At 58.7% G+C, this 19,985-nt stretch carries 12 protein-coding genes and 2 tRNA genes; 9 read left to right on the forward strand and 5 right to left on the reverse strand.

Annotated elements, in window-relative coordinates; translation table 11 throughout:
* Window positions 1-102: 102 nt before the first annotated feature.
* Window positions 103-2,376 (reverse strand): ATP-dependent DNA helicase RecG, encoded by a 2,274-nt coding sequence (locus E3E12_RS07110; RefSeq protein ID WP_240810480.1) that lies wholly within the window; start codon window positions 2,374-2,376, stop codon window positions 103-105.
* Window positions 2,377-2,657: 281 nt separating this feature from the next.
* Here E3E12_RS07110 and mfd point away from each other — a divergent pair, with 281 nt between their 5' ends.
* Both mfd and E3E12_RS07120 read left to right on the forward strand, forming a co-directional pair.
* On the forward strand, window positions 2,658-6,188 hold the full coding sequence (gene mfd / locus E3E12_RS07115; protein WP_240810630.1) for a transcription-repair coupling factor: 3,531 nt from the start codon (window positions 2,658-2,660) through the stop codon (window positions 6,186-6,188).
* A 134-nt stretch (window positions 6,189-6,322) separates the two neighbouring features.
* Complete coding sequence (locus E3E12_RS07120) at window positions 6,323-6,868, forward strand: hypothetical protein (RefSeq protein WP_141443676.1); 546 nt, start codon at window positions 6,323-6,325, stop codon at window positions 6,866-6,868.
* 782 nt (window positions 6,869-7,650) lie between these two features.
* On the opposite strand, the gene E3E12_RS07125 is transcribed toward E3E12_RS07120, so the two are convergent.
* Window positions 7,651-9,264, reverse strand: a complete 1,614-nt coding sequence (locus E3E12_RS07125; RefSeq protein ID WP_141443677.1) for a hypothetical protein — start codon at window positions 9,262-9,264, stop codon at window positions 7,651-7,653.
* 148 nt (window positions 9,265-9,412) lie between these two features.
* Here E3E12_RS07125 and E3E12_RS07130 point away from each other — a divergent pair, with 148 nt between their 5' ends.
* A complete protein-coding gene (locus E3E12_RS07130; protein ID WP_141443678.1) occupies window positions 9,413-10,423 on the forward strand; it encodes a nucleotidyltransferase domain-containing protein in 1,011 nt (336 codons plus the stop codon).
* A 60-nt stretch (window positions 10,424-10,483) separates the two neighbouring features.
* On the opposite strand, the gene hmpA is transcribed toward E3E12_RS07130, so the two are convergent.
* Window positions 10,484-11,704 (reverse strand): NO-inducible flavohemoprotein, encoded by a 1,221-nt coding sequence (hmpA, locus tag E3E12_RS07135; RefSeq protein ID WP_141443679.1) that lies wholly within the window; start codon window positions 11,702-11,704, stop codon window positions 10,484-10,486.
* 127 nt (window positions 11,705-11,831) lie between these two features.
* Here hmpA and E3E12_RS07140 point away from each other — a divergent pair, with 127 nt between their 5' ends.
* Window positions 11,832-12,344 (forward strand): RrF2 family transcriptional regulator, encoded by a 513-nt coding sequence (locus tag E3E12_RS07140; protein ID WP_141443680.1) that lies wholly within the window; start codon window positions 11,832-11,834, stop codon window positions 12,342-12,344.
* 10 nt (window positions 12,345-12,354) lie between these two features.
* Here the strand turns inward: E3E12_RS07140 and E3E12_RS07145 are convergent, their stop codons facing one another.
* Together E3E12_RS07145 and E3E12_RS07150 are read right to left on the reverse strand one after the other, a co-directional pair.
* A complete protein-coding gene (locus E3E12_RS07145) occupies window positions 12,355-14,112 on the reverse strand; it encodes a DUF262 domain-containing protein (RefSeq protein ID WP_141443681.1) in 1,758 nt (585 codons plus the stop codon).
* A gap of 101 nt (window positions 14,113-14,213) precedes the next feature.
* Window positions 14,214-15,029 carry an RlmE family RNA methyltransferase gene (locus tag E3E12_RS07150; RefSeq protein WP_141443682.1) on the reverse strand — a complete coding sequence of 272 codons (816 nt, stop codon included), beginning with the start codon at window positions 15,027-15,029 and terminating at the stop codon, window positions 14,214-14,216.
* A gap of 218 nt (window positions 15,030-15,247) precedes the next feature.
* Between E3E12_RS07150 and E3E12_RS07155 the strand changes: the two genes are divergently transcribed.
* From E3E12_RS07155 to E3E12_RS07175, 5 genes are all read left to right on the forward strand, one after another.
* Window positions 15,248-15,321: transfer RNA gene (locus E3E12_RS07155), tRNA-Gln, on the forward strand.
* Window positions 15,322-15,587: 266 nt separating this feature from the next.
* Window positions 15,588-15,661: transfer RNA gene (locus E3E12_RS07160), tRNA-Gln, on the forward strand.
* Between the two features lie 211 nt (window positions 15,662-15,872).
* A complete protein-coding gene (locus E3E12_RS07165; protein WP_141443683.1) occupies window positions 15,873-16,697 on the forward strand; it encodes a hypothetical protein in 825 nt (274 codons plus the stop codon).
* A 294-nt stretch (window positions 16,698-16,991) separates the two neighbouring features.
* Complete coding sequence (gene guaB, locus E3E12_RS07170; RefSeq protein ID WP_141443684.1) at window positions 16,992-18,482, forward strand: IMP dehydrogenase; 1,491 nt, start codon at window positions 16,992-16,994, stop codon at window positions 18,480-18,482.
* Between the two features lie 70 nt (window positions 18,483-18,552).
* Window positions 18,553-19,968: an RsmB/NOP family class I SAM-dependent RNA methyltransferase gene (locus E3E12_RS07175; RefSeq protein ID WP_141443685.1), complete on the forward strand. Its 1,416-nt coding sequence runs from the start codon at window positions 18,553-18,555 to the stop codon at window positions 19,966-19,968.
* The last annotated feature ends 17 nt before the right edge of the window (window positions 19,969-19,985 follow it).

The following is a 19,985-nucleotide window of genomic DNA, read 5'->3' on the forward strand; positions in this document are numbered from 1 at the left end:
TCATGGACTGGGCAGGGCCTGTGAACAAGCGTTAGCATGGCCCCAAAGGCTGCGCCACTGAAATATCCATGTGTGGCTGGTATGGCCGCAGCGCTTCTGCCATTAGCCAGCCAGGGTGAGGGCGCGGGCTGGGTCATGGCCAAAAAGGCGCAGAAGCAGCCCCAAAGCAGCCCGCCCCTCCCCCTGGTCAGCGCTGGCCCCTGGGTGCTGCAGCCGCCCAAGCAGCAGCCTGGCCTCACGCGTGGCGAGTTCCAGCAGGGCTGGGGTTTCAGCCCCTACAGCCAGGCGGAAGGCGGGCAGGCCGCTTTGGCGCCGCCCAGCTGGGTCGCCTGCGCCGCGCATCTGGTAGTCCTTGTCAGCGATGAGGAAGCCGTCTTCGGTGTGGCGCAGCAAATCAAGGCGCTCCAGGGCGGTTTTGCCAGCGCCAGCGCTGGGCAGCAGAAGGCAGAACGACTGCCCGCCCCCACGCCCCACGCGCCCGCGCAGCTGGTGAAGCTGCGCCAGGCCGAAACGGTCTGCGTCCTCAATCACCATGATGGTGGCTGTGGGGATGTCCACCCCCACCTCCACCACGGTTGTGGCCACCAGGATGCGGCTTTCCCCCTCCCTGAAACGCGCAAGCTCCGCCTGGCGTAGGGCTGCTTCCTGGCGGCCGTGGGCCAGCCCTACCGCGCCTTCGCCAAAGCGCTTGACTAGAGCGGCCCTGCGTTCCTCAGCGGCGGTGGCACTCAGGGCCTCGCTCTCCTCCACCAGGGGGCAAACCCAGAAAACCTGCCGCCCTTGCGCCAATGCGCGCGCTAGGGCTGCCATCACCTCATCGCGCTGCTGGTGATCGTGGAGGGTGGTTTTGACCGGCAGCCGCCCTTGGGGGCGCCCTTCAAGCCGGCTGACGCCAAGCTCCCCCCAGCGGGCCAGCTGCAGGGTGCGGGGGATAGGGGTTGCCGTCATCACCAGCATGTCGGCTGGCAAGGCAGGGTCACGCGCCTTTTCAGCCAGGCGCAGGCGCTGCTCAACGCCAAAGCGGTGCTGCTCATCTACAATGGCCAGTCCAAGGTCATGGAAGGTGACGTCATCCTGGAAAAGGGCATGGGTGCCTACAATCAGTTTGGCCTCGCCACTTTTGATGTGCTCCAGCGCAGCTTGGCGCTCAGCGGTGCTTAAGTCGCCGCCAAGGTAGGTGACGGGCAGCGGGCACAGCTTGCTGAGCGTTGCATGGTGCTGGTGGGCCAGAAGGCCGGTCGGCGCCATCAGGGCGGCTTGCGCGCCAGAGCCCGCCGCTTGGAGCATGGCCATCATAGCCACCCATGTTTTGCCAGCCCCGACATCACCTTGCAGAAGCCTGTTCATGGGGGTGGGGGCGGCCATTTCCGCCGCTATCTCCGCAAAGGCGCTGTTTTGGGAAGGGGTGGGGGGGTGGCCGAAGGCCTCAAGCATCTGGGCCTGCCATAAGGGCCCCTCTGTGCCGCCTGTTAGGGGGCGGCCTTGGCGGCCTGCCGCCTCCGCGCGGGAAAGGGCCAGGTAAAGCTGGCTAGCCAGGAGCTCGTCAGCGGCCAGGCGGCTTTGGGCGCGGTCAAGCATCAGCCCCAGCGTGCCTTCCTGGGCCGGGGGGCTTTCAAGCGCCCCCCCGCCCTGGCTCGTTCCAGCCTCCCTTGCCCGCTGGCGCTGCCGCCACTGGCGCGCGGCCTCTGTGGGGTGGTGTAGCCATTGCAGGGCTTCCACAAAGCTAGGCCAGCAGCGCTGCCGTACCAGGGTGGGGTCGTGCCATTCAGGCATGGCCAGCCCTTCAAGCCGCACCAGAGCGGCCTGGATGGCCTTTTCCATGGCAGCGCGCGTCAGCCCCGCCGTCAGCGGCCAGACAGGGTCTAGCCAGGGGAAGCGCCCCCGCTCCGCCCAAGGTACTAAGCGCTCAGGCCCGTTCAAGGTCAGGACGTCATGGCGAAAGGTAGCCGCGCCTGAAATCAAGATCTCCGTACCGACAGCCGGCAGGGGTACGCGGCCTTTGCGGAACCACGCTGCTTCTAGGAAGCCTGTGCCGTCCCCAGCGCGCATGATGGTGGGCTGGCCAGGGCGTTTCGGCGTGCGCACTGACAGCACTTTGAGGCGGCTTGTGAACACCGTGCCAGGCTGGTTTTGGCGCGCTTGCGCAATGGTTTGGAGGTTGCGGCGGTCCACCAGCTTCTCCGGCATGGTGAAGAGGAGGTCGAGGACCCGCCCCCCCCCAGCCACCTTGGCCAACAAGGGCGCTGTGCGCGGCCCTATGCCAGGCAGGCTTGCCAAGGGGGCTTCCAGCGCTGCCAGTGCAAAGGGGTTGCCAGCGTTTGGGCTGACAGCCTGGGCTGGTGGGGCGCAGGGCGCAGGCTGGGTGGGGGCTGGCAAAGGGCGCTCCATAGGTGGCTTGGGCGTGGCAAGACTGATTAGGTGCAGGTTAGGCAATGCGCGCCCCCCTTGCCAGGCCCCATCCATTCCCACCCATGACAGCCCCGCCTGGGGGCTTTATAAACAGGGGCTAAACCCAAAGCCTGGCCAAGGCGGGGCTGGGGCGGTGATGGCCCCGACCGCTTGCCAGCACCCCCAAGGAGCAACGCCAGGTGCCGCACCCCCCCCAAGCCAAGCCAGCCACAGCCACCCCCCCAACGCAGGCTGGCCAGGGCGCGCAGCTGACGGTGTGGGGCGTGCCAGAAGCCGCAACCCCCCTTGCCCTGCGCCAACGCCTGGCTGAGCACCAAGGCACCCTGGTGCATGTGGCACGCAATGCGCAGGAGCTGGCCACCTTGGCTGAGCAGCTTGAATGGCTGATGCCTGAGGTGGACATCGTGCGCTTCCCCGCCTGGGACAGCCTACCTTATGACCGCGTCTCCCCCCATGGCACCATTTTGGCTGAACGCGCCGCCGCCCTCTCCCGCTTGCTGGAGCCTGCGCCCCCAACAGGGCGCATCGTTCTCACTACCGTTAACGCCCTCATCCAGCGCACAAGCCCTGTGGAGGCCGTGCAAGGGCGCAGCCTGCAGCTGAAGCCTGGTGGGGCGCTTGACCAGGCCACGGTGGCGGGCACGTTGGCAGCCCTGGGCTACAGCCGCGTTGACACCGTGATGGAGCGCGGCGAATACGCCATCCGCGGTGGCATTATGGATTTGTTCCCCCCCGCCCTCAGCCAAGGGGTGCGGCTGGATTTGTTTGGCGATGAGATTGAGAACATCCGCACTTTTGATATCGCCACCCAGCGCTCTGGCGCCCCTTTGGGGGGCATCACCCTTGGCCCCGCCACGGAGGCGCCGCTAACGCCAGAAACCATCAGGCGTTTTGGGCGCGGCTGGCTGGACGCCTTCGGGCCAGACGCCACGGGGGACGCCATCCCCACCCAGGTGGCTGCAGGCCGCAGCGCTGCTGGCATGGAGCACTACCTGCCCTTGTTCCATGAAGGTGACGGCCAGCACCTTTCAACCTTGCTTGATTACGTCCCAGGCGCCGCCTTGACGCTGCACCCGGACGTGGCCCCCATGGTGGCAGCCAGGCTGGAGATGGTGCAGGACCATTACCAGGCCCGCCTGACGGAACGCCCTGAGGGGGAGCTGCCCTACCGCCCGCTGCCCCCTTCACGCCTTTACCTGGACCAGGCTGGGTGGGAGGCCATGCTGGCCCGCCACCCCAGCGCCGTCCTGCAGCCCTTCGCCCCCCCTGCAGAGGAAGGGCAGGGGGCTGATGGTGCCTTGGTGGATGCTGGCTTCAGGCCAGCGCCGCGCTTCGTCCTGGGCAGGGTCGTGCAGAAGGAGCGCGGCACAGGGCCTGAAAACCAGGCCGAAGGCTTCGCCGCCATGAAGGCCCAGGTGGCTGAATGGCAGAAATCTGGCCGCAAAGTGTGCATCACTGCTTGGAGCCGCGGTTCCAAGGAGCGCTTGCTGGCCATGCTGGCTGAGCACGGCATCAAGGCCAAAGGCGCTGACAGCTGGCCAGAGGCCGCAGCCATGGCCAGGGGCACTGTGGCCGTTGTGGTACTGGGGCTGGAGCACGGCTTTGTGGGGCCGCGGCAGGTGTTCATCACTGAACAGGATATCCTGGGGGAGCGCCTGGCGCGGCCGCCGCGCAAAAAGCGCAAAAACGCCGAGGCCCTCCTGCAGGTGGGGGAGATCGAGGCCGGCGACCTGGTGGTGCATGAGGAGTACGGCATTGGCCGCTACGCTGGATTGGAGACGGTCTCAGAAGGGCTGGTGGCGCATGATTACCTCGCTATCGTCTATGAGGGGGAGCAGCGCCTCCTCCTGCCTGTGGAGAACATCGACCTGCTGAGCCGCTTTGGCGCCGACCAGGGCGTTGTGGCGCTGGACAGGTTGGGCGGCACCGCCTGGCAGGCCCGCAAGGCCAAGATGAAGACGCGCCTGCGCGAAATGGCCGCCGACCTCATCCGCACCGCCGCCCTGCGCGCCCTCAAAACGGCGCCAGCCATGGCGCCCGCTGAAGGCGCCTGGGACGAGTTCTGCGCCCGCTTCCCCTTTATTGAGACGGAGGACCAGCTGCAGGCGGTTTCAGACGTCCTGGGGGATATGGCCTCCGGCGTGCCCATGGACAGGCTGATTTGCGGTGACGTTGGTTTTGGCAAAACGGAGGTGGCGCTGCGCGCTGCTTTTGTCGCCGCCATGTCAGGGCGGCAGGTGGCTGTGGTGGTGCCAACGACTTTGCTGGCGCGCCAGCACTTCAACAGCTTTGTGGAGCGTTTCAAGGGGTTTCCACTCAAGGTGGCGCAGCTTTCGCGCCTCGTCACCCCCAGGGAGGCTGCGCGCGTGCGCCAAGGCTTGGCGGATGGCACCATTGACGTAGTCATCGGCACCCATGCGCTTTTGGGCAAAGGCATTGCCCCAGACCGCCTTGGCCTGGTGATTGTGGACGAGGAGCAGCATTTCGGCGTGGCCCACAAGGAACGGTTGAAGGCCCTGCGGGAGGATGTCCATGTCCTCACCCTTTCGGCTACACCCCTGCCGCGCACGCTTCAGCTCTCCCTCACCGGCGTGCGGGAGATGAGCCTCATCGCCACCCCCCCAACGGACCGCTTGGCCGTGCGCACCTTCATTACGCCCTTTGACCGCATGACCATCAAGGAGGCCATCCAGCGCGAGCGTTTCAGGGGTGGGCAGGTGTTCTGCGTCGTGCCGCGCCTGGCGGACATGCCCCGCATGGCTGAGCGCCTGAAGGCCATCGCGCCTGACGCGCGCATAGCCGAAGCCCACGGCCGCCTGACTCCAACCGAGCTTGAAACCGTGATGAGCGAATTCTCGGAAGGCAAATACGACATCCTGCTTTCAACCAACATCGTTGAAAGCGGCCTGGACATGCCAGGGGTGAACACCATCATCATCCACCGCGCCGACATGTTCGGCCTTGGCCAGCTCTACCAGCTGCGCGGGCGCGTGGGGCGCGGCAAGCAGCGTGGCTACGCCTACCTGACCTGGCCACAGGGGCAGGCGCTCTCCACCTCATCGCGCAAGCGGCTGGAGATCATGGAGACGCTCGACACACTGGGCGCCGGCTTCACCCTGGCCAGCCACGATTTGGATCTGCGCGGCGCCGGCAACCTGCTGGGCGATGAGCAGTCAGGCCACATCAGGGAAGTGGGGGTGGAGCTTTACCAGCAAATGCTGCAGGAGGCCGTGGTGGACCTGCGCGCCCAACGCGGCAAGGAGGCCGCCCTGGCCGCCCGCGATGACTGGACGCCGGCCATCGTCCTTGGCCTGCCCGTTCTCCTGCCAGAAGGCTACATCAAGGACCTGCCTGTGCGGCTGAACCTCTACCGCCGCATCGCCCGCCTGGCTGACGAGGGGGAGGTGGAGGCCATGAGCCTGGAGCTGGCCGACCGCTTCGGCCCCCTTCCTGAGGAGGTCTCCAACCTGCTGGAGACGGTGATGCTGAAGAAGCTGTGCCGGGAAGTCGGGGTGGAACGGCTGGAAACGGGGCCGAAGGGCATGGTGCTGCAGTTCCGCAAGGACGTGTTCGCCAACCCAGACGGCCTCCTCCGCTGGGTGGAGAGGAACAGCAAAGCTGGCGTGAAGATACGCCCAGATGGCAAGCTGGCCGTGGTGCGGGAACTGCCCAACGCGGCCCGCATCAAGACCGCCCGCAAAGTCCTTGGCGTACTGGGTAAGCTCATGGCCAAGGCCAGCGCGCCTGAACCATCATCAGAACCAGGTGGTGCAGCTTGACCGTGGTATGGTTGACAGGGGGCCTGGGCAAGAGTTGGCTTTCCCTTGCAGGCGTGCTGAACACTTGGGCGCCAGTGATTGGGGTGCCCGGAAATTTGGGTAATGATGCTTTGAGTGAAGGCGGAGGGGAAAACATGACCAGCCACGTGACCAGCGCAGGAAAAACCATTCAACCACCCATCCCAGGCGCCCCTGGCACGGGAATGAAAGCGCGCGCCTGGCTGCCCGTGGCGGCGCTGGCCATGGTGGCCGTTCTGGGCCTGCTTGCGGCACCGCCTGCCATTGCTGCCCCGTTCAACCCCAACGCCGTTCATTTGAATGAGGGCAGGCTGCACAACCTCAACCGCGCCATGCAGCGTGACTTGAAGCCCTATCTGCCAGGGCTTGAAGCGCAGTGCGGCCCTGCGGCGGGGGACAACTTCCCTGAATGCGCTGAAAAGCAGCCCCTGCCACCGGCACTGCGCCGCAAGCTGGCCATCCTTTCCCTGCCAGCCTTGTTTGAGGAGCAGGACGTCGCCAATGACGTCTGCCGTGGCGGCGCAAGCAGCGAAGGCGTGACAACGCTGGCCTGTTCCTGGCGCGACCACCTGATGGACGCGCTCAAAGTCAAGGGCTGGTGTTGGGGCCCAGAGGACGCCGCTGCCTATCAACAGCACTGGATCCCCTGCCCTGGTGAGTGAGGCCATGGCCAGCGCCTGGAAGTTGGCATTTTACCCGGGTTTCCGTACTTGAGATGCCGTGAAAGGCCCAGCCCTGCAACCAGGCCAAGGGCAGTTAAGGATAATCAGGTGGCTGAAGGGGCACGCCTGTTCCAAGCGGTGGGAAGTCTGCCTGTCTGCCTGGTGGAACCATCAGGGGCGCCGCTTACCATGAAGGGTCGTGGTTGGTTCAAGTCGAAGAACCTGCGTTGGCAGGCGGGCATCCAATTCCCACCGCGTCCAAATGGCCGGAACGCTTCCCTTGAATCACCGCGTGCCACTAAAGACCATGACACCGATGAAGGGACGACTGGAGACCAGCGCAGTGCAAAAAGCCTAGCGCAAAGTTTCTCCCCAGGATAGCCAAGTTTAACGGGGCCCAACGCGACCAATCACACGCCAAGATTTTGAAAGCGCTAGAGCGTCCAGAGGGGAGGATCCTGGTCTTTCTCCAACTCACGCAATGCCCTTGAAATCGCCCAACAACCACCAGCATGTGGGGCAAAGGGGCACCATGAATCCGGTGCAGCTCACCACGGACAGAAAGCGACAAGAGTTCAGGATGTTCTGGTTGCAAACGTGCCCAGGCCAAGTGTGCGGAAAGACGTACTGTCCAGAAATGCTTTCAAAGGTATTCAGCCAACAGGGTTGGGCAAAAAGTTGAACCACGTGCAGGGTGCGCAACAAAACTCACCAAGCCTCCTAACCTAGATTCAATTCAGGATGGCTGTTGAGGACTCCAAGTCAGAAATTTTATATCTTTTTTAGATAATGTGCTGTTTTAATTCGAATAACCAATCGGAATATTTCACCGACATAGTAATGTTAGTCTGTTCATCACCTTCATAAACAGCTTTTCGTAATTCTTCTATAGCCTGTTCAAAATCAGTTAGGTCGTAGTCATGATTATCGATTTTGATGTTGCCGGCTTTAACTTCTTTAAGAAATTTTAAGCTATTAAAATTGGACTTCCATATTGTCGTAAAACCAGATGACATAGGCAAATCAATTGATGTTAAGTGCTGCTTATCGGGATCACAAAAAGACTCAACTTCTGAACGATAATTCTGAACATAGTTATCTAAATGCTTGTTTTTCCTCCATTCTGGGGGAAGGGATTTTATATTTTTCTCTAAATTTTCAAGTTTTTTCTGAATGGCTTCCTCAGTGAAATCTAACAATCTTGCATAGGGGCAATCGGGATAGTACATTTTGCAGAGATTGGGTTGAATATATAACTCACTATCAAGATGTGTGAGAGATGCTTTTATAGTATTGGGATCTAAGCCAATAGATTTCATAATGAAAGCCCAATAAATATTACGAACAAAATAATATAATACAATTAATTTCCCATATTCGGATGAATCCTTAACGGATAAATTTCCATGAGCTAAAGAGTTTCTATATTTCCTTACCTCATCCAAGAAAGATTTTACATATTGATCAGGTAAGTATAAATTCACATCAGAAATATGTTTTTTTATCTTATCATAATACTTACTATTATATTTATCTTTTTGAAATCCTTCTAGTAGAGTTAAATAATTTAAAAGAGCATAATTAACATCCAAAGGTTTTGGAGAAAGTAAATTTATGGTTATGATGTTTCTTACATAACTGAAATACCATTCAGGATGTAAAAAGCTTTGTTGAATATATTCCAAAATTAAATTGCAAAAATCATTCTTAATAGGTATAATGATTTTTCCCGGTTTAGTTAAAGAGAAATTATCTCTTGGATAAACAAATAAGGCTTCAGGGAAGGGTTTATTTATTTTAATTACTGGGTAAGGCAGCCTATGTAAGCTACTTATAGCAGTTAAGAAAAACCATTCTGTCTGGTTAATCAATGAAATTAGATAATCTATATTATGAAGTGTACTAAATTTTTTGAATTCTTCCTTAAGAAGCATATTTAAAAATAATTTCTTTATAATTACATCTTCACATTTAGGTTGATTTCCATCGAATTCTCCTTCGAAATTTATTACTATATAGTTATTGTAAATTGAGTTTGTTGTCTTAAAAAAAGATGTTACTTTATCGGATGTATTATTTATATATAATTTTAAATATTCCCTTAAGTCCCATTTTATATTTAACGATTCACATGGGGTAAATTTAGTTAGTTTTAGTTCTTCTATAGATAGAATATCACAATTAGATTCAAAAATAAATGCAGCTTTTGATGTGAACTTCAAAGAGGAATAATTTATTCCTCCCTTGTCTAATGATCCCTTTCCTGGAAATAGAATTATGTAAATGTTTTTCTGCTTCAATACAGCAATTATTTGGCTCCCTATATCATAAATATTTTCACTATTAATTTCCTTAATCCAATTAAATTTTCCTTTCTCTATAGAAAAGAATATCACCTTCAGAAGTGATATTAACCTTTCCTTCTGACCAGTTCTTGAGATTGTCCTTCTCCTCAATGGGATAAAAATAGGCCAGTTCGTTTTCTATGGGGAGGGGTGGATTACTCATTCTACTTCTACGTTCGATTCTAAGGCATGACACTTAATGACATTGAGGAAAACAGTTTATCCTTTTTTGCGGCATTGGGAAATGCGTTCCAACGCTCAAATCCTATGGGCGGGGGTGGTGGGGTCGCGGCTGTGGGGCTTTGAGGGGCCAGGCAGTGACCATGATGTGCGCTTCCTCTATCTGGCATCTGAACGGGACTATTTGCGTCTCTCCCCCCGCCGCCTGGTGGTGGAGGAAATGGTGGACCTGCTCTGCCCCCAGCACGGCCTGGCTGCGCCAAGCCAGGAAAGCCCACGATCGCAGGGAGGGCGGGAAAGCGGGCCAGGGGTGTTTTCTGCTTCAGCCCCCTCCACCCTGCAGCTGGACCTGGTGGGGTGGGACATCGCCAAAGCTTTGCCCCTTCTGGCCAAAGGCAACATGGCTGTGCGTGAATGGCTGGCCAGCTCCTGCTCGTTCCGGCAGGAGGAGCGCGCCATGGCCATGGTGCGTTCATTTGCCGCCTGCAGCTTCAACCCCGCCGTGGCGTGGCAAACCCACCATTCCATGGGCAAGCGCGCTTGGGGGGAACAGCAGCGCAGTGGTGCGCTCAAGCCCCTCCTGCACGCTGTGCGCTCCGCCTTGACGCTTCAAGTTTTAGTGGCGCAGTGCCGTGCGGCAGAGCGCGGCGGCCCCGCACTTGTCATGCCAGCTGTGAGCGTGCCTGGCCTCCTGGATGCCCTTGAAAGCGCAACCGCCCAGCAGGACCAGCCCAGCGCTTCCTGGTCAGAGGCGCTGCGCCCCATGGTGGAGGCCCTCATCCAAGCAAGGCGCCAAGGCGTTGCAAGCGCTGCCGTGCCTGGGCCTTTGCTGGATTGGTTGGAAATGGTTTGGGAGCAGCCGCAGCCTGGCCTGTCTGTCCAGGCCAGCCAGGCGCAGGGCCACGCGCACCAAGAGTTGGAGAGGCTGGCTGATGACGTCTTCCTGGCGTTGCTGGGCAAAGGGCCAGACCCCTTCACTCAGCCTGGCTCCTTCCAATCTGGCCCGCCAGCGCGCCATACCCCCCTGTAAAGCGGCTGAAAGGGGCAGAGGGCGCCCTTATTTCACGCCCACCCCTCAATCCCTCACCCCTCAGGCGTCAGCGTCAAGCGCCAGGTAGGGGTTGGAGGCGGAGCCGAACATCTCGAAGTTCACCTGCGCCTGGGGAAGGCCGGCATCCTTGAGGGTCTGCACCATGTCCACCAGGAAGTCGGTGGGGCCACACAGATAGTAGGTGGCGTTGGGGTCGATCTGCCCCCGCAGCCACAGCGTGGTCATGCGCCCCTCATGGTTGGTAACGCCAGCGCTGGCAGCTGGTGGCTTGGCGCGGGTGTAGAACATGTCCGCCTTCACGCGGCCCTCCGCTGCCAATTTGCGGATGTAGTCGCCAAAGGCTTCGCTTTCAGGGCTGTGGGTGCTGTGCATGTAGCGGACGGGGGTTTTCTGGGCACCCTCCCTGTCCAGCGTTTCCAGCATGGCGATCATGGGGGTGAGGCCAACGCCGCCACTGATGAAGAAAAGGGGCTTGTCGTGCTGGGCTGGCAGCTGGAAATCACCAGCGGGGGCGGAGACGTCAATCTCGTCCCCCTCATGCATGTGGCTGTCAAACCAGTTGGAGACAACGCCCTGCGGCTGGCGCTTGATGGTCAGGCGGTAATGGTCGGCCGCCGGCGCTGAGGAGATGGTGTAGTTGCGCCGCTGGGAGCCGTGGCCTGGCACATCCAGCTTGAAGCTGAGGTACTGGCCGGGCTTGTGCAGCATCACAGGCTTGCCGTCCACTGGCTCCAGCCGGAAGGATTCGATGTCGGCGGCCTCATGGTGGCGCTTGGCCACCTTGAAGCGGCGCCAGCCTGTCCAGCCGCCTGGCTGGTGGGCGTGCTCATCGTAAATCTGGTGCTCGCGCCCAATCAGGACGTCCGCCAGGAACCAGTAGGCCTGCTTCCAGGCCTCCATGACCTCTGGCGTGGCGCTGTCGCCCAGGACATGCGCGATGGCGCCGAGGAGGGCCTTGCCAACATAGGGGTAGTGCTCTGGCAGGATGTTCAGCCCAACGTGCTTTTCAGCGATGCGCTCAATCATCCTATGCAGCGGGGCGGGGTTGTCGATGTGCTTAGCATAGGCCAAAACGGCATAGGCCAAGGCCTTCTGCTGTTCACCATCCTTTTGGTGGGACATGTTAAACAGGTCGCGGATCTCAGGGTTGGCAAGCAGGCGCTTGTACATCTCCTGGGTGATTTCAAGGCCGCGTGCCTCCAGGGCGGGCACGCAGGCTTTGACGATGGCGATCGTTTCTGGCGAAAGGGGTTGGGGCATGGTGCTGTTCATCCTGCATTGAAAGATGTATTTGATAAGTATCTTTATACCCATCCCGCCATGATGGCAAGGAAACCCTGCCATCCACTCCACCCCTCAGGGCCACCGTGTTCAGGAAAGGACAAGCATGAAACTAACAGTCCACACGGATTACGCCCTCCGCACGCTCATCTACCTGGGTGTGCAGTATGAGGAGGCGAACCTTGCACCCCAGGCTGGCGCAGGCGAAACCGCGCCCCCCTTGGTGCCTTTGGCAGAGATTGCGCGCGTTTACGAAATCTCCACCAACCATTTGGTGAAGGTCATCCACAGCCTGGGGCAGGGGGGGTTCATTACCACCGTGCGCGGGCGCGCAGGCGGCGTGCGGTTGGCGCGCGCGCCTTCGGCCATCAATCTGGGCGCTGTGGTGCGCCACACTGAAGGGGCGCTGGCCATCGTGCCCTGCTTGAAAGGGCCTGCCGTGGCCGGGGGCTGCGCTAGCGCCACGGCGGGCGGCATGTGCCTGCTGGCAGGGGGCTGCGCGCTGACAAGCGTTCTGGCCAGCGCCCAGGAGGGCTTCATGGCGGCCCTGGACAGGCAGAGCCTGGCCGACATTGTGACCCCTTATGAAAAAGAGCGCATCATGAAACGAGCAAAATGATTAAAGGAGCTTAAGGCTTTTTCCATAAGGTGAGAGCCTGGCGATAGAGCTGTTCGCTTCGGGCCAGGATCTCTCTGGAAGTCCAACTGTCCAGATCAGCAATATTCCTGTTGGAAAGGAAACTGCTTTTTCTCAAGGTAATTTTTTTATGAGAAAAATCATTGTTGCCCATTTTCTGATTTTCCCCTGAGAGAGTAAGGTTCCCCAAAGTGTTTTTCAGCTTTTCACATTTCTGGTGTTCTTCTTCATCCAGGGAAGCCCATTTGCCTTCAGGGTTCTGAGGATAGATGTGTTCAATGGTGGTATCGGTAAAGTAAACTTTTTCAGGTCCAGCACTCTTTTCCATGAGACACTCAAGGATGTACCGACAATATTTATTGTCCCCATCCGTATAAACATCATATGTCAGAAATGCTTTTTGAAGTTCTTGATCGGAAGGAAAACGACCCTGATTAGAAATTTGAGAGATGCTTTCACTTAAAAATTCATACCATCCACCATTCGAACCCTCTTCAAAAGGTCGATTGGCCAACGTGCCAGCTATCGATACTGAAGCCGTGGTAAGCGAATTAGATGGTAAACCACTGAAAAATCTACGAATGATGTAAGATTCTATCAATTCAAAGCAGGAGGTTAAAGTAGTGCCGTCAAACAGCCCTTTTTTCCATAAAATGAGTAACCTCAATGCCAAAGGGAAAACGGCCTTGGCTTCAAGGCGTTGAAAAACATTTAAAACTTTTAAGGCTTCAGAAGGTAGATGATTCTCTGAATCAGAATCTGGAGCTAACATCAGGCTATACAATGAACTAGCAACAGATAATTTTTCCAAAAATTCTTTAACATGATCTGGGCCATTTTTCCCCAGAGCAGTTAGTTTTTTTGATATTTCAGCATATACAACCTTCTTGGTTATCTTTTTTCCCTTAGAGCGTAAGTAATTATAAAAAAACTCTGTCAAATTTTTAGAGCCCACACAGTTCTCTAAAGGCAGCCAATAATTTTTGTAAACTTCTTCTTGGTTTTCTTGCTGAAAGCACATTAGAACACTGTTACGGATTAAATCTCCAGAATTTAAACTTTCCCCTGTTGCATTGAGACTTTCAAAAATTTCTTGAGCATTGTCATCACGATCAAGAGAAATGTCGATTACTTCTAAGCCACATGGATTCACAAGGGCCTTGTAGATTTGCTCTAATGACGGTTCAGATGCATCTTTACCAGAAGACTCTTTTATTTTAGATTTAAAAAAATCATATGCTTTCATCATGGGGTGTTTAAATTTTTTTCGTTCTGCAGACGAAAACTTATTATATTTTTCTACAAGTATATTGTAGGATTTCTCATCATCATCTCTAGAGGTAGGATATATTTTATACGCTTTAGAAGCACTAGAGTGGTTTTTAAGGTAAAAATCAATCTCATCTGATGTTTTTTTATCTTTCTCTTCACAAAAAACATCACGTAAAGCGATTAAGAAAATACTAAATGTAATGAGTCTTTGTTGTCCATCTATAATTAGAAAGGTATTAGTGTTGGTCGCGCTTGATTCATAAGGCGCCACATAGATTCCACCTAAAAAATGACGTGGTGGAGTGATGTTCGATACCTTTGAAGCGCCCTCTTCATAGAGAAGGGCTAAATCTGATAGATCTTCCCAAAGAGCAGCCCAATCTTTTTTTTCCCAGCTATACCCTCGCTGATAGGCAGGAACACAAAAAGCTTTTTTACCATCAAAGTAGTTTAGAATTGTTTGTGTTGATGCTTTCATAGTTTTAATCTCTCTTGAGGTAGATAGTTTTAAACGAGCTTAGCACCCTTCTTTAAAATGTGGTAAGGTTTAAAAAAGGGTGCTGTAATAAAATTTTAGGTTCAGCTGGGGTTGGGCTGGCCCCTGAAGCCTGTGGCCACAACGTAGAGCTCGCGCGATTCCTTGCGTGAGGCCGGCGGCTTGACGTGGCGCACCGTGGCGTAATCACGCTTTAGCTGGTCGAGCATGGTCTTCTCCGCCCCGCCTTGAAACACCTTGGCGATGAAGGCACCCCCAGGTGCTGTGATGTCGCGGGCGAAGTGGAGCGCGTTCTCCGTCAACCCCATGATGCGGATATGGTCCGTGCCAGGGTGGCCTGTTGTGTTGGGCGCCATGTCCGACATCACCAGGTCCGCCTTGCCGTCCAGAAGCGCTTCAAGCTGGGCTGGCATGGTGTCGTCCATGAAGTCGCCTTCAATGAAGCTGGCGCCCTCCACAGGTTCCACAGGCAGTAGGTCAACGCCGACAATGCGTGCGCCAGGGGCGCGCTTGGCCGCCACTTGCGCCCAGCCGCCAGGGGCCGCGCCCAAATCCACCACCTTCATGCCTGGTTTGAGGAGGCCGTATTTATCGTCCATCTCCAGCAGTTTGAAGGCGGCGCGCGAACGCCAGCCCTGCAGGCGGGCGGCCTGCACGTAAGGATCGTTAAGCTGGCGCTGGAGCCAGCGCACCTGGGCGTTGGTTTTGCCGCGCGCCTTCTTCACGCGCACTGTTTTGGGGCGCAGCGTGCGGGCTGCGGCGTCATCTGCGCGGCTGTCGCGCACCCCTGGCGTGCCAGACGCCCGCAAAGGCCGCCCTGGAACGCGCCCCTGCCGCGTGGCTGGGGTGGTGGTGGTTGCGCCCTCAGGCTTGTTGTCAGGGGGTGTGTTGGCGGTCATGTCAGTTCAATTCAATTTCGTCAAAGCGGTTTCAAGAACGGCTTGAGTGGTTTTACAGTTTTTTACAGTTATGGGTTTAGAAGGGGTTCACAAGATATAGGCCTGCTACGCCACCTTGCCAGGGCGGTGATGGTTTTTTGCTTTTCATCCCCTTGCGGCTGGGTGGGAAAGGGCGCTAAAGCATCGCTGTTCCCTATTCATTTATGAGGGAACCCGCTTGGGAGATAGTTTAGCGGTAGAACTACCGGCTCTGACCCGGTCAGCCCTGGTTCGAATCCAGGTCTCCCAGCCAGAATATCCAAATCCAGGATTCAAAAACCCAGACTTTAAAAACAACCCTCCCTTTGGGGTGAGGCCTGCTGCTGGCTTGCCGTTGTGGGTGGATGTGTGTTTATGGGTGCTTTGGCGCCTTCACCCTCCCCTCCATTTCTCTGCTTTGCTTGCGCATTTTTGCTTGCATATTTGGGGGTTAAGGCAGAAAAAGCGCTTGGCAGGGGTTGCGCAGGGGACTGAAGGCAGTTATAGAAACCACCGTTCCTTCGTTAGAAGGGATCCGCTTGGGAGATAGTTTAGCGGTAGAACTACCGGCTCTGACCCGGTCAGCCCTGGTTCGAATCCAGGTCTCCCAGCCAGAATTCGCGCTTGAAGCCCTAACGCCTGCCGGTACAGCCAGCAGGCGTTTTTTCATGGCCGCTTTACGCACGGGCGTTTTCCGTGGGGGTTTTCCCATGGGCGGACTTGTGGCCACTTGAGGGCTTGCAAAACACACTGCGCGCAAAAAATGTTATGGTGCGCGGCACCCCATCACCCCTCCCTTTGTTGAGATTTGCTGGCAGGCTTTGCATGTGCACCCCCAAGCGTTTCCACCGCCGCCCTTTGCCCCCCACCTGGCTTAAGCTGGGCAAGCCAGCCGCCTGGCTGGTTGCGGGGTTAGCCATAGGTTGGGGGCCAGCTGGCCTGCAGCAAGCGCAGGCGCGGGGCGGGTGGCACTTCAACCAAGGCAGCGCTGGCGCTGAATGGAGCGCTGAGCATTGGGTAGCCTACCAAGGCAACATCACCCAATGCCGCCTGCTAGCGCGCCTGCCTGGTGGGGCCCACTTAGCCCTGGAGAACCGTTCTGGCCCGCTTTCCATCCTGGTGCTGCCGCCAGGCTGGCAGGATGGCGCAGCAAGCGCCAGTGAGAACGCGCCCCCGGCAGAAGAACAGGGCGCCAGCCAGAACCAGCCCTTCAAAGGGGGGGAGCACATCACCCTCAGCACAGGGGGGCAGCGCTGGGAATTTGACCTCAGCCCTTTCCACCACCAGGCATGGCAAGGCACGCTTGACCGCAGCACGATGGAGGCCCTTCTGGCCGCCTGGCTGCAGAACAGCCAAGGCACGCTTGACGTCACCCATGGGAATGGTGATGGGGGGCGTCATGCTGGGCAGGGCAGCCAAACTAATCCAGCCCCAAAGCAGGTCCAGAAGGGCGCCAGCCCAGAGGTCGTCCCAACAGCCAACGGTGAAGGCGCCACCATCAGGCTGCTGTTCGCTGGCCCTGCCATCAGGGGGTTCCAACACTGCCAGGGGCTGCTCTCAACTGCGTGGTTCGGCCCTGTGGCGGGGGAGTCATCGCCCCCCTTCTGGGGAACGGTGGCGCCAACTGCCGCTGGGTCCGAAGGTCCCTGAAACCAGCAGGGCCTGGCCTGCCAGGGGTTGGTTGGTACCAAGTGCTGGATGAGCTTGGGCTCGCCTGTCACTTTAAGGCAACATCAACGCCCCGAAGGCCAAGCCTGCGGGGATCCTGGGTGATTTAACCCCCGCTTAAACCTTCCCCAGGCTGGGGCGATAGGTTAAGAAGCGCTGTCAACGGGCCAGAGGCGCCCGCTGGCAAAACGGCCGCAGGCAACGCGGCCTGGCATGGCAGCGCGCTCCCCTGGCTTTCCGTTCCTTTGAACCAGAAAACGGGGAACCCTGGCGGGCATGAGCGACTTTTTCCAGAGCAATCCACTTTACCACCGCATCCGTGACGCCCTCGCTTTCGATGACGTCCTGGTGGAGCCTGCCGCCTCCTCCGTGCTGCCTGCACAGGTCTCGACCAAAACCCGCCTGACCCGCAAGGTGGAGCTGAATATCCCGCTCCTCTCCTCCGCCATGGATACCGTGACGGAGGACGCCATGGCCATCGCCATGGCCCAGCAGGGGGGGCTTGGCATCATTCACAAGAACCTCACCACTGATGAGCAGGCTGCGGCCGTCAAGCGCGTCAAGCGCTACGAGTCCGGCATGGTCATCAACCCCGTCACAGTGGGGCCTGAGCAGAGCCTGGCCGAGGTCACGGCCATTATGAAGCGCCATGGCGTCTCAGGCCTGCCTGTGGTGGAGGATGACGGCAAGCTGGTGGGCATCCTCACCAACCGCGATATGCGCTTCGCCACCGACCCCTCCCACCGCGTGCGCGACCTGATGACCCACCACAACCTGGTGACGGTCAAGGAGGGGGTGAGCCCTGACCAGGCGCGCGAGCTCCTCCACCACCACCGCATTGAGAAGCTGCTGGTGGTGGATGGGCGTGGCCATTGCGTTGGCCTCATCACCGTCAAGGACATGGAGAAGTCCATCGCCCACCCCCTGGCCGTTAAGGATGGGCGCGGCGCGCTGTTGTGCGGTGCCGCCATCGGTGTGGGGGAGGATGGCTATGGCCGTGCTGAAGCCCTGATTGCCGCTGGCGTTGACGTTCTGGTGGTGGACACGGCCCATGGCCATTCCAAGGGCGTTCTGGACATGGTAGGGCGCTTGCGCGACCGCTACCACGACGTGCAGATCATCGCTGGCAACGTGGCCACGCCTGAGGCCGCCCAGGCCCTGATCGCTGCTGGCGCCGACTGCATCAAGGTGGGCATTGGGCCAGGGTCCATCTGCACCACGCGCGTTGTGGCTGGCGTTGGTGTGCCGCAGTTCTCTGCTGTGCTGGAAACCGCTGCCGCCTGCCACGAAATGGGCACGCCCGCTATCGCGGACGGCGGGGTGCGCACGTCAGGCGACATCGTCAAGGCCATTGGGGCAGGCGCTGATGCCGTCATGGCAGGTTCCCTGCTGGCTGGCACGGAGGAAAGCCCAGGGGAGACGTTCCTCTACCAGGGGCGTTCCTACAAAGCCTACCGCGGCATGGGTTCCATCGGCGCCATGGCGCGTGGCTCCGCAGACCGTTATTTCCAGGCTGAGGTCAGCGACCAGCTGAAGCTGGTGCCTGAGGGGATCGAAGGGCGCGTGCCTTACAAAGGCCCCATGGCTGCTGTGGTGCACCAGCTTGTGGGGGGGCTGCGCGCCGGCATGGGCTACACAGGTGCTGCCACCGTGCCGGAGCTGCAGAAGCGGGCGCGTTTCCGCCGTATCACCAATGCTGGCCTGCGTGAGAGCCACGTCCATGACGTTTCCATCACGCGGGAAGCCCCCAACTACCGCCTGGACTGAACCACGACCTGGCAGGGGGCGCGCCAAGGTGCCCCTTGCCGTTGCGGGCGTAACAAGCTAGGGCGGGTGCATGACACCTGAAGCACGCCTTGCCAGCGCCATCGACCTGCTTAACGCCATCGCTGCCGCGCCCCGCCGCCCTGCTGACGCCACCGCCAACGCCTTCTTCAGGGAACGGCGCTTCATCGGTGGTGGCGACCGCAGGGCCATTGCCCAGCTGGCCTGGAACGTGCTGCGCAATTGGCGCAAGCTCCACTGGCACTTCCCCGACCGCGCTGCGGAGGGGTTCAGCACCGCTGACGTTACGCCGCGCCTGCTGTGCGCAGCCATGCTGCATTTTGAGGGCATGGCCCTTGATGACGTGGCCAGGATGTTTAGCGGTGAACGCTACGCTCCAGCCCGTTTGAAGGCGCCTGAAAAACTGGCCCTTTCACATCTGGCTGGCAAGAAGCTGGCCATGCCGCAGCAATCGAACGCCGTCCGCCTGGAATACCCCGATTGGCTGGCGCCTGCGCTGGAGGCCCAGTTCGGCCCTGACCTGGTGCCTGAAATGGCCGCCATGGGGCAGGCGCCCACCCTTGACCTGCGCGCTAACCTGTTGAAAGGCACGCGGGAGGAAGCGCTGCGCGAACTGGCGCGCGCTGGCCTCACCGCCAAGCCCACTACGCTTTCCCCCTGGGGACTGCGCCTTGAAGGGCGCCAGCCTGTGACGGCCAGCCAGCCTTTCCGCGATGGCTTGGTAGAGATCCAGGACGAGGGCAGCCAGCTTGTGGCAGCAGCAGCAGCCCCCAAGCCAGGGCAGCGCGTGGCTGATTTTTGCGCAGGCGCTGCCGGTAAAACGCTGGCCATGGCCATGCTGATGGAGAATCGCGGCCAGATCGTGGCCTGTGACGTTTCAGAGCCACGGCTGGAGGGTGCTGCCAAGCGCCTGAAGCGCGCAGGCGTGCACAACGCTACCCGCCACCTGCTGACGGCGGGGGATAAATGGGCCAAGCGGCGCGAAGGCACCTTTGATGTTGTCCTGGTGGACGCGCCTTGCTCAGGCACGGGCACATGGCGCCGCAACCCCGATGCCCGCCTGCGCCTGCGCCAGCAGGACCTGGACGAGCTGGTGCCCAAGCAGGCCGCCATCCTCCAGCGGGCTGCCAAGCTAGTGCGCCCTGGGGGGCGGCTGGTTTACGCCACCTGTTCTTTGCTGGACGCCGAGAACGGCCAGCAGGTTGCGGCGTTCCTCCAATCCCACCCTGATTTCGCCCTAGCTGCTGAGGGGGAGACATCCTCCCTCCTGCCAGAGGGGCTGCGGGGGAAAGGGGCCTTCTCCCTAACGCCCTACCGCGATGGGACGGATGGCTTCTTCGCAGCCACCATGGTGCGCAAAGCAGCGCCAACTAGCACAGAGGCCCCACTCGCCGGGCCCGCTGAAGGGAGCCAGGCCCTGCGTGCGCCTGACCAACCAGGGGAGGGAGCCCCAGCCAGCGCCGCCTGAGGAACCCAAGCCCACAT

It is taken from the genome of Formicincola oecophyllae (assembly GCF_006542395.2).
In the GTDB taxonomy this organism is placed as follows: Bacteria; Pseudomonadota; Alphaproteobacteria; order Acetobacterales; family Acetobacteraceae; genus Formicincola; species Formicincola oecophyllae.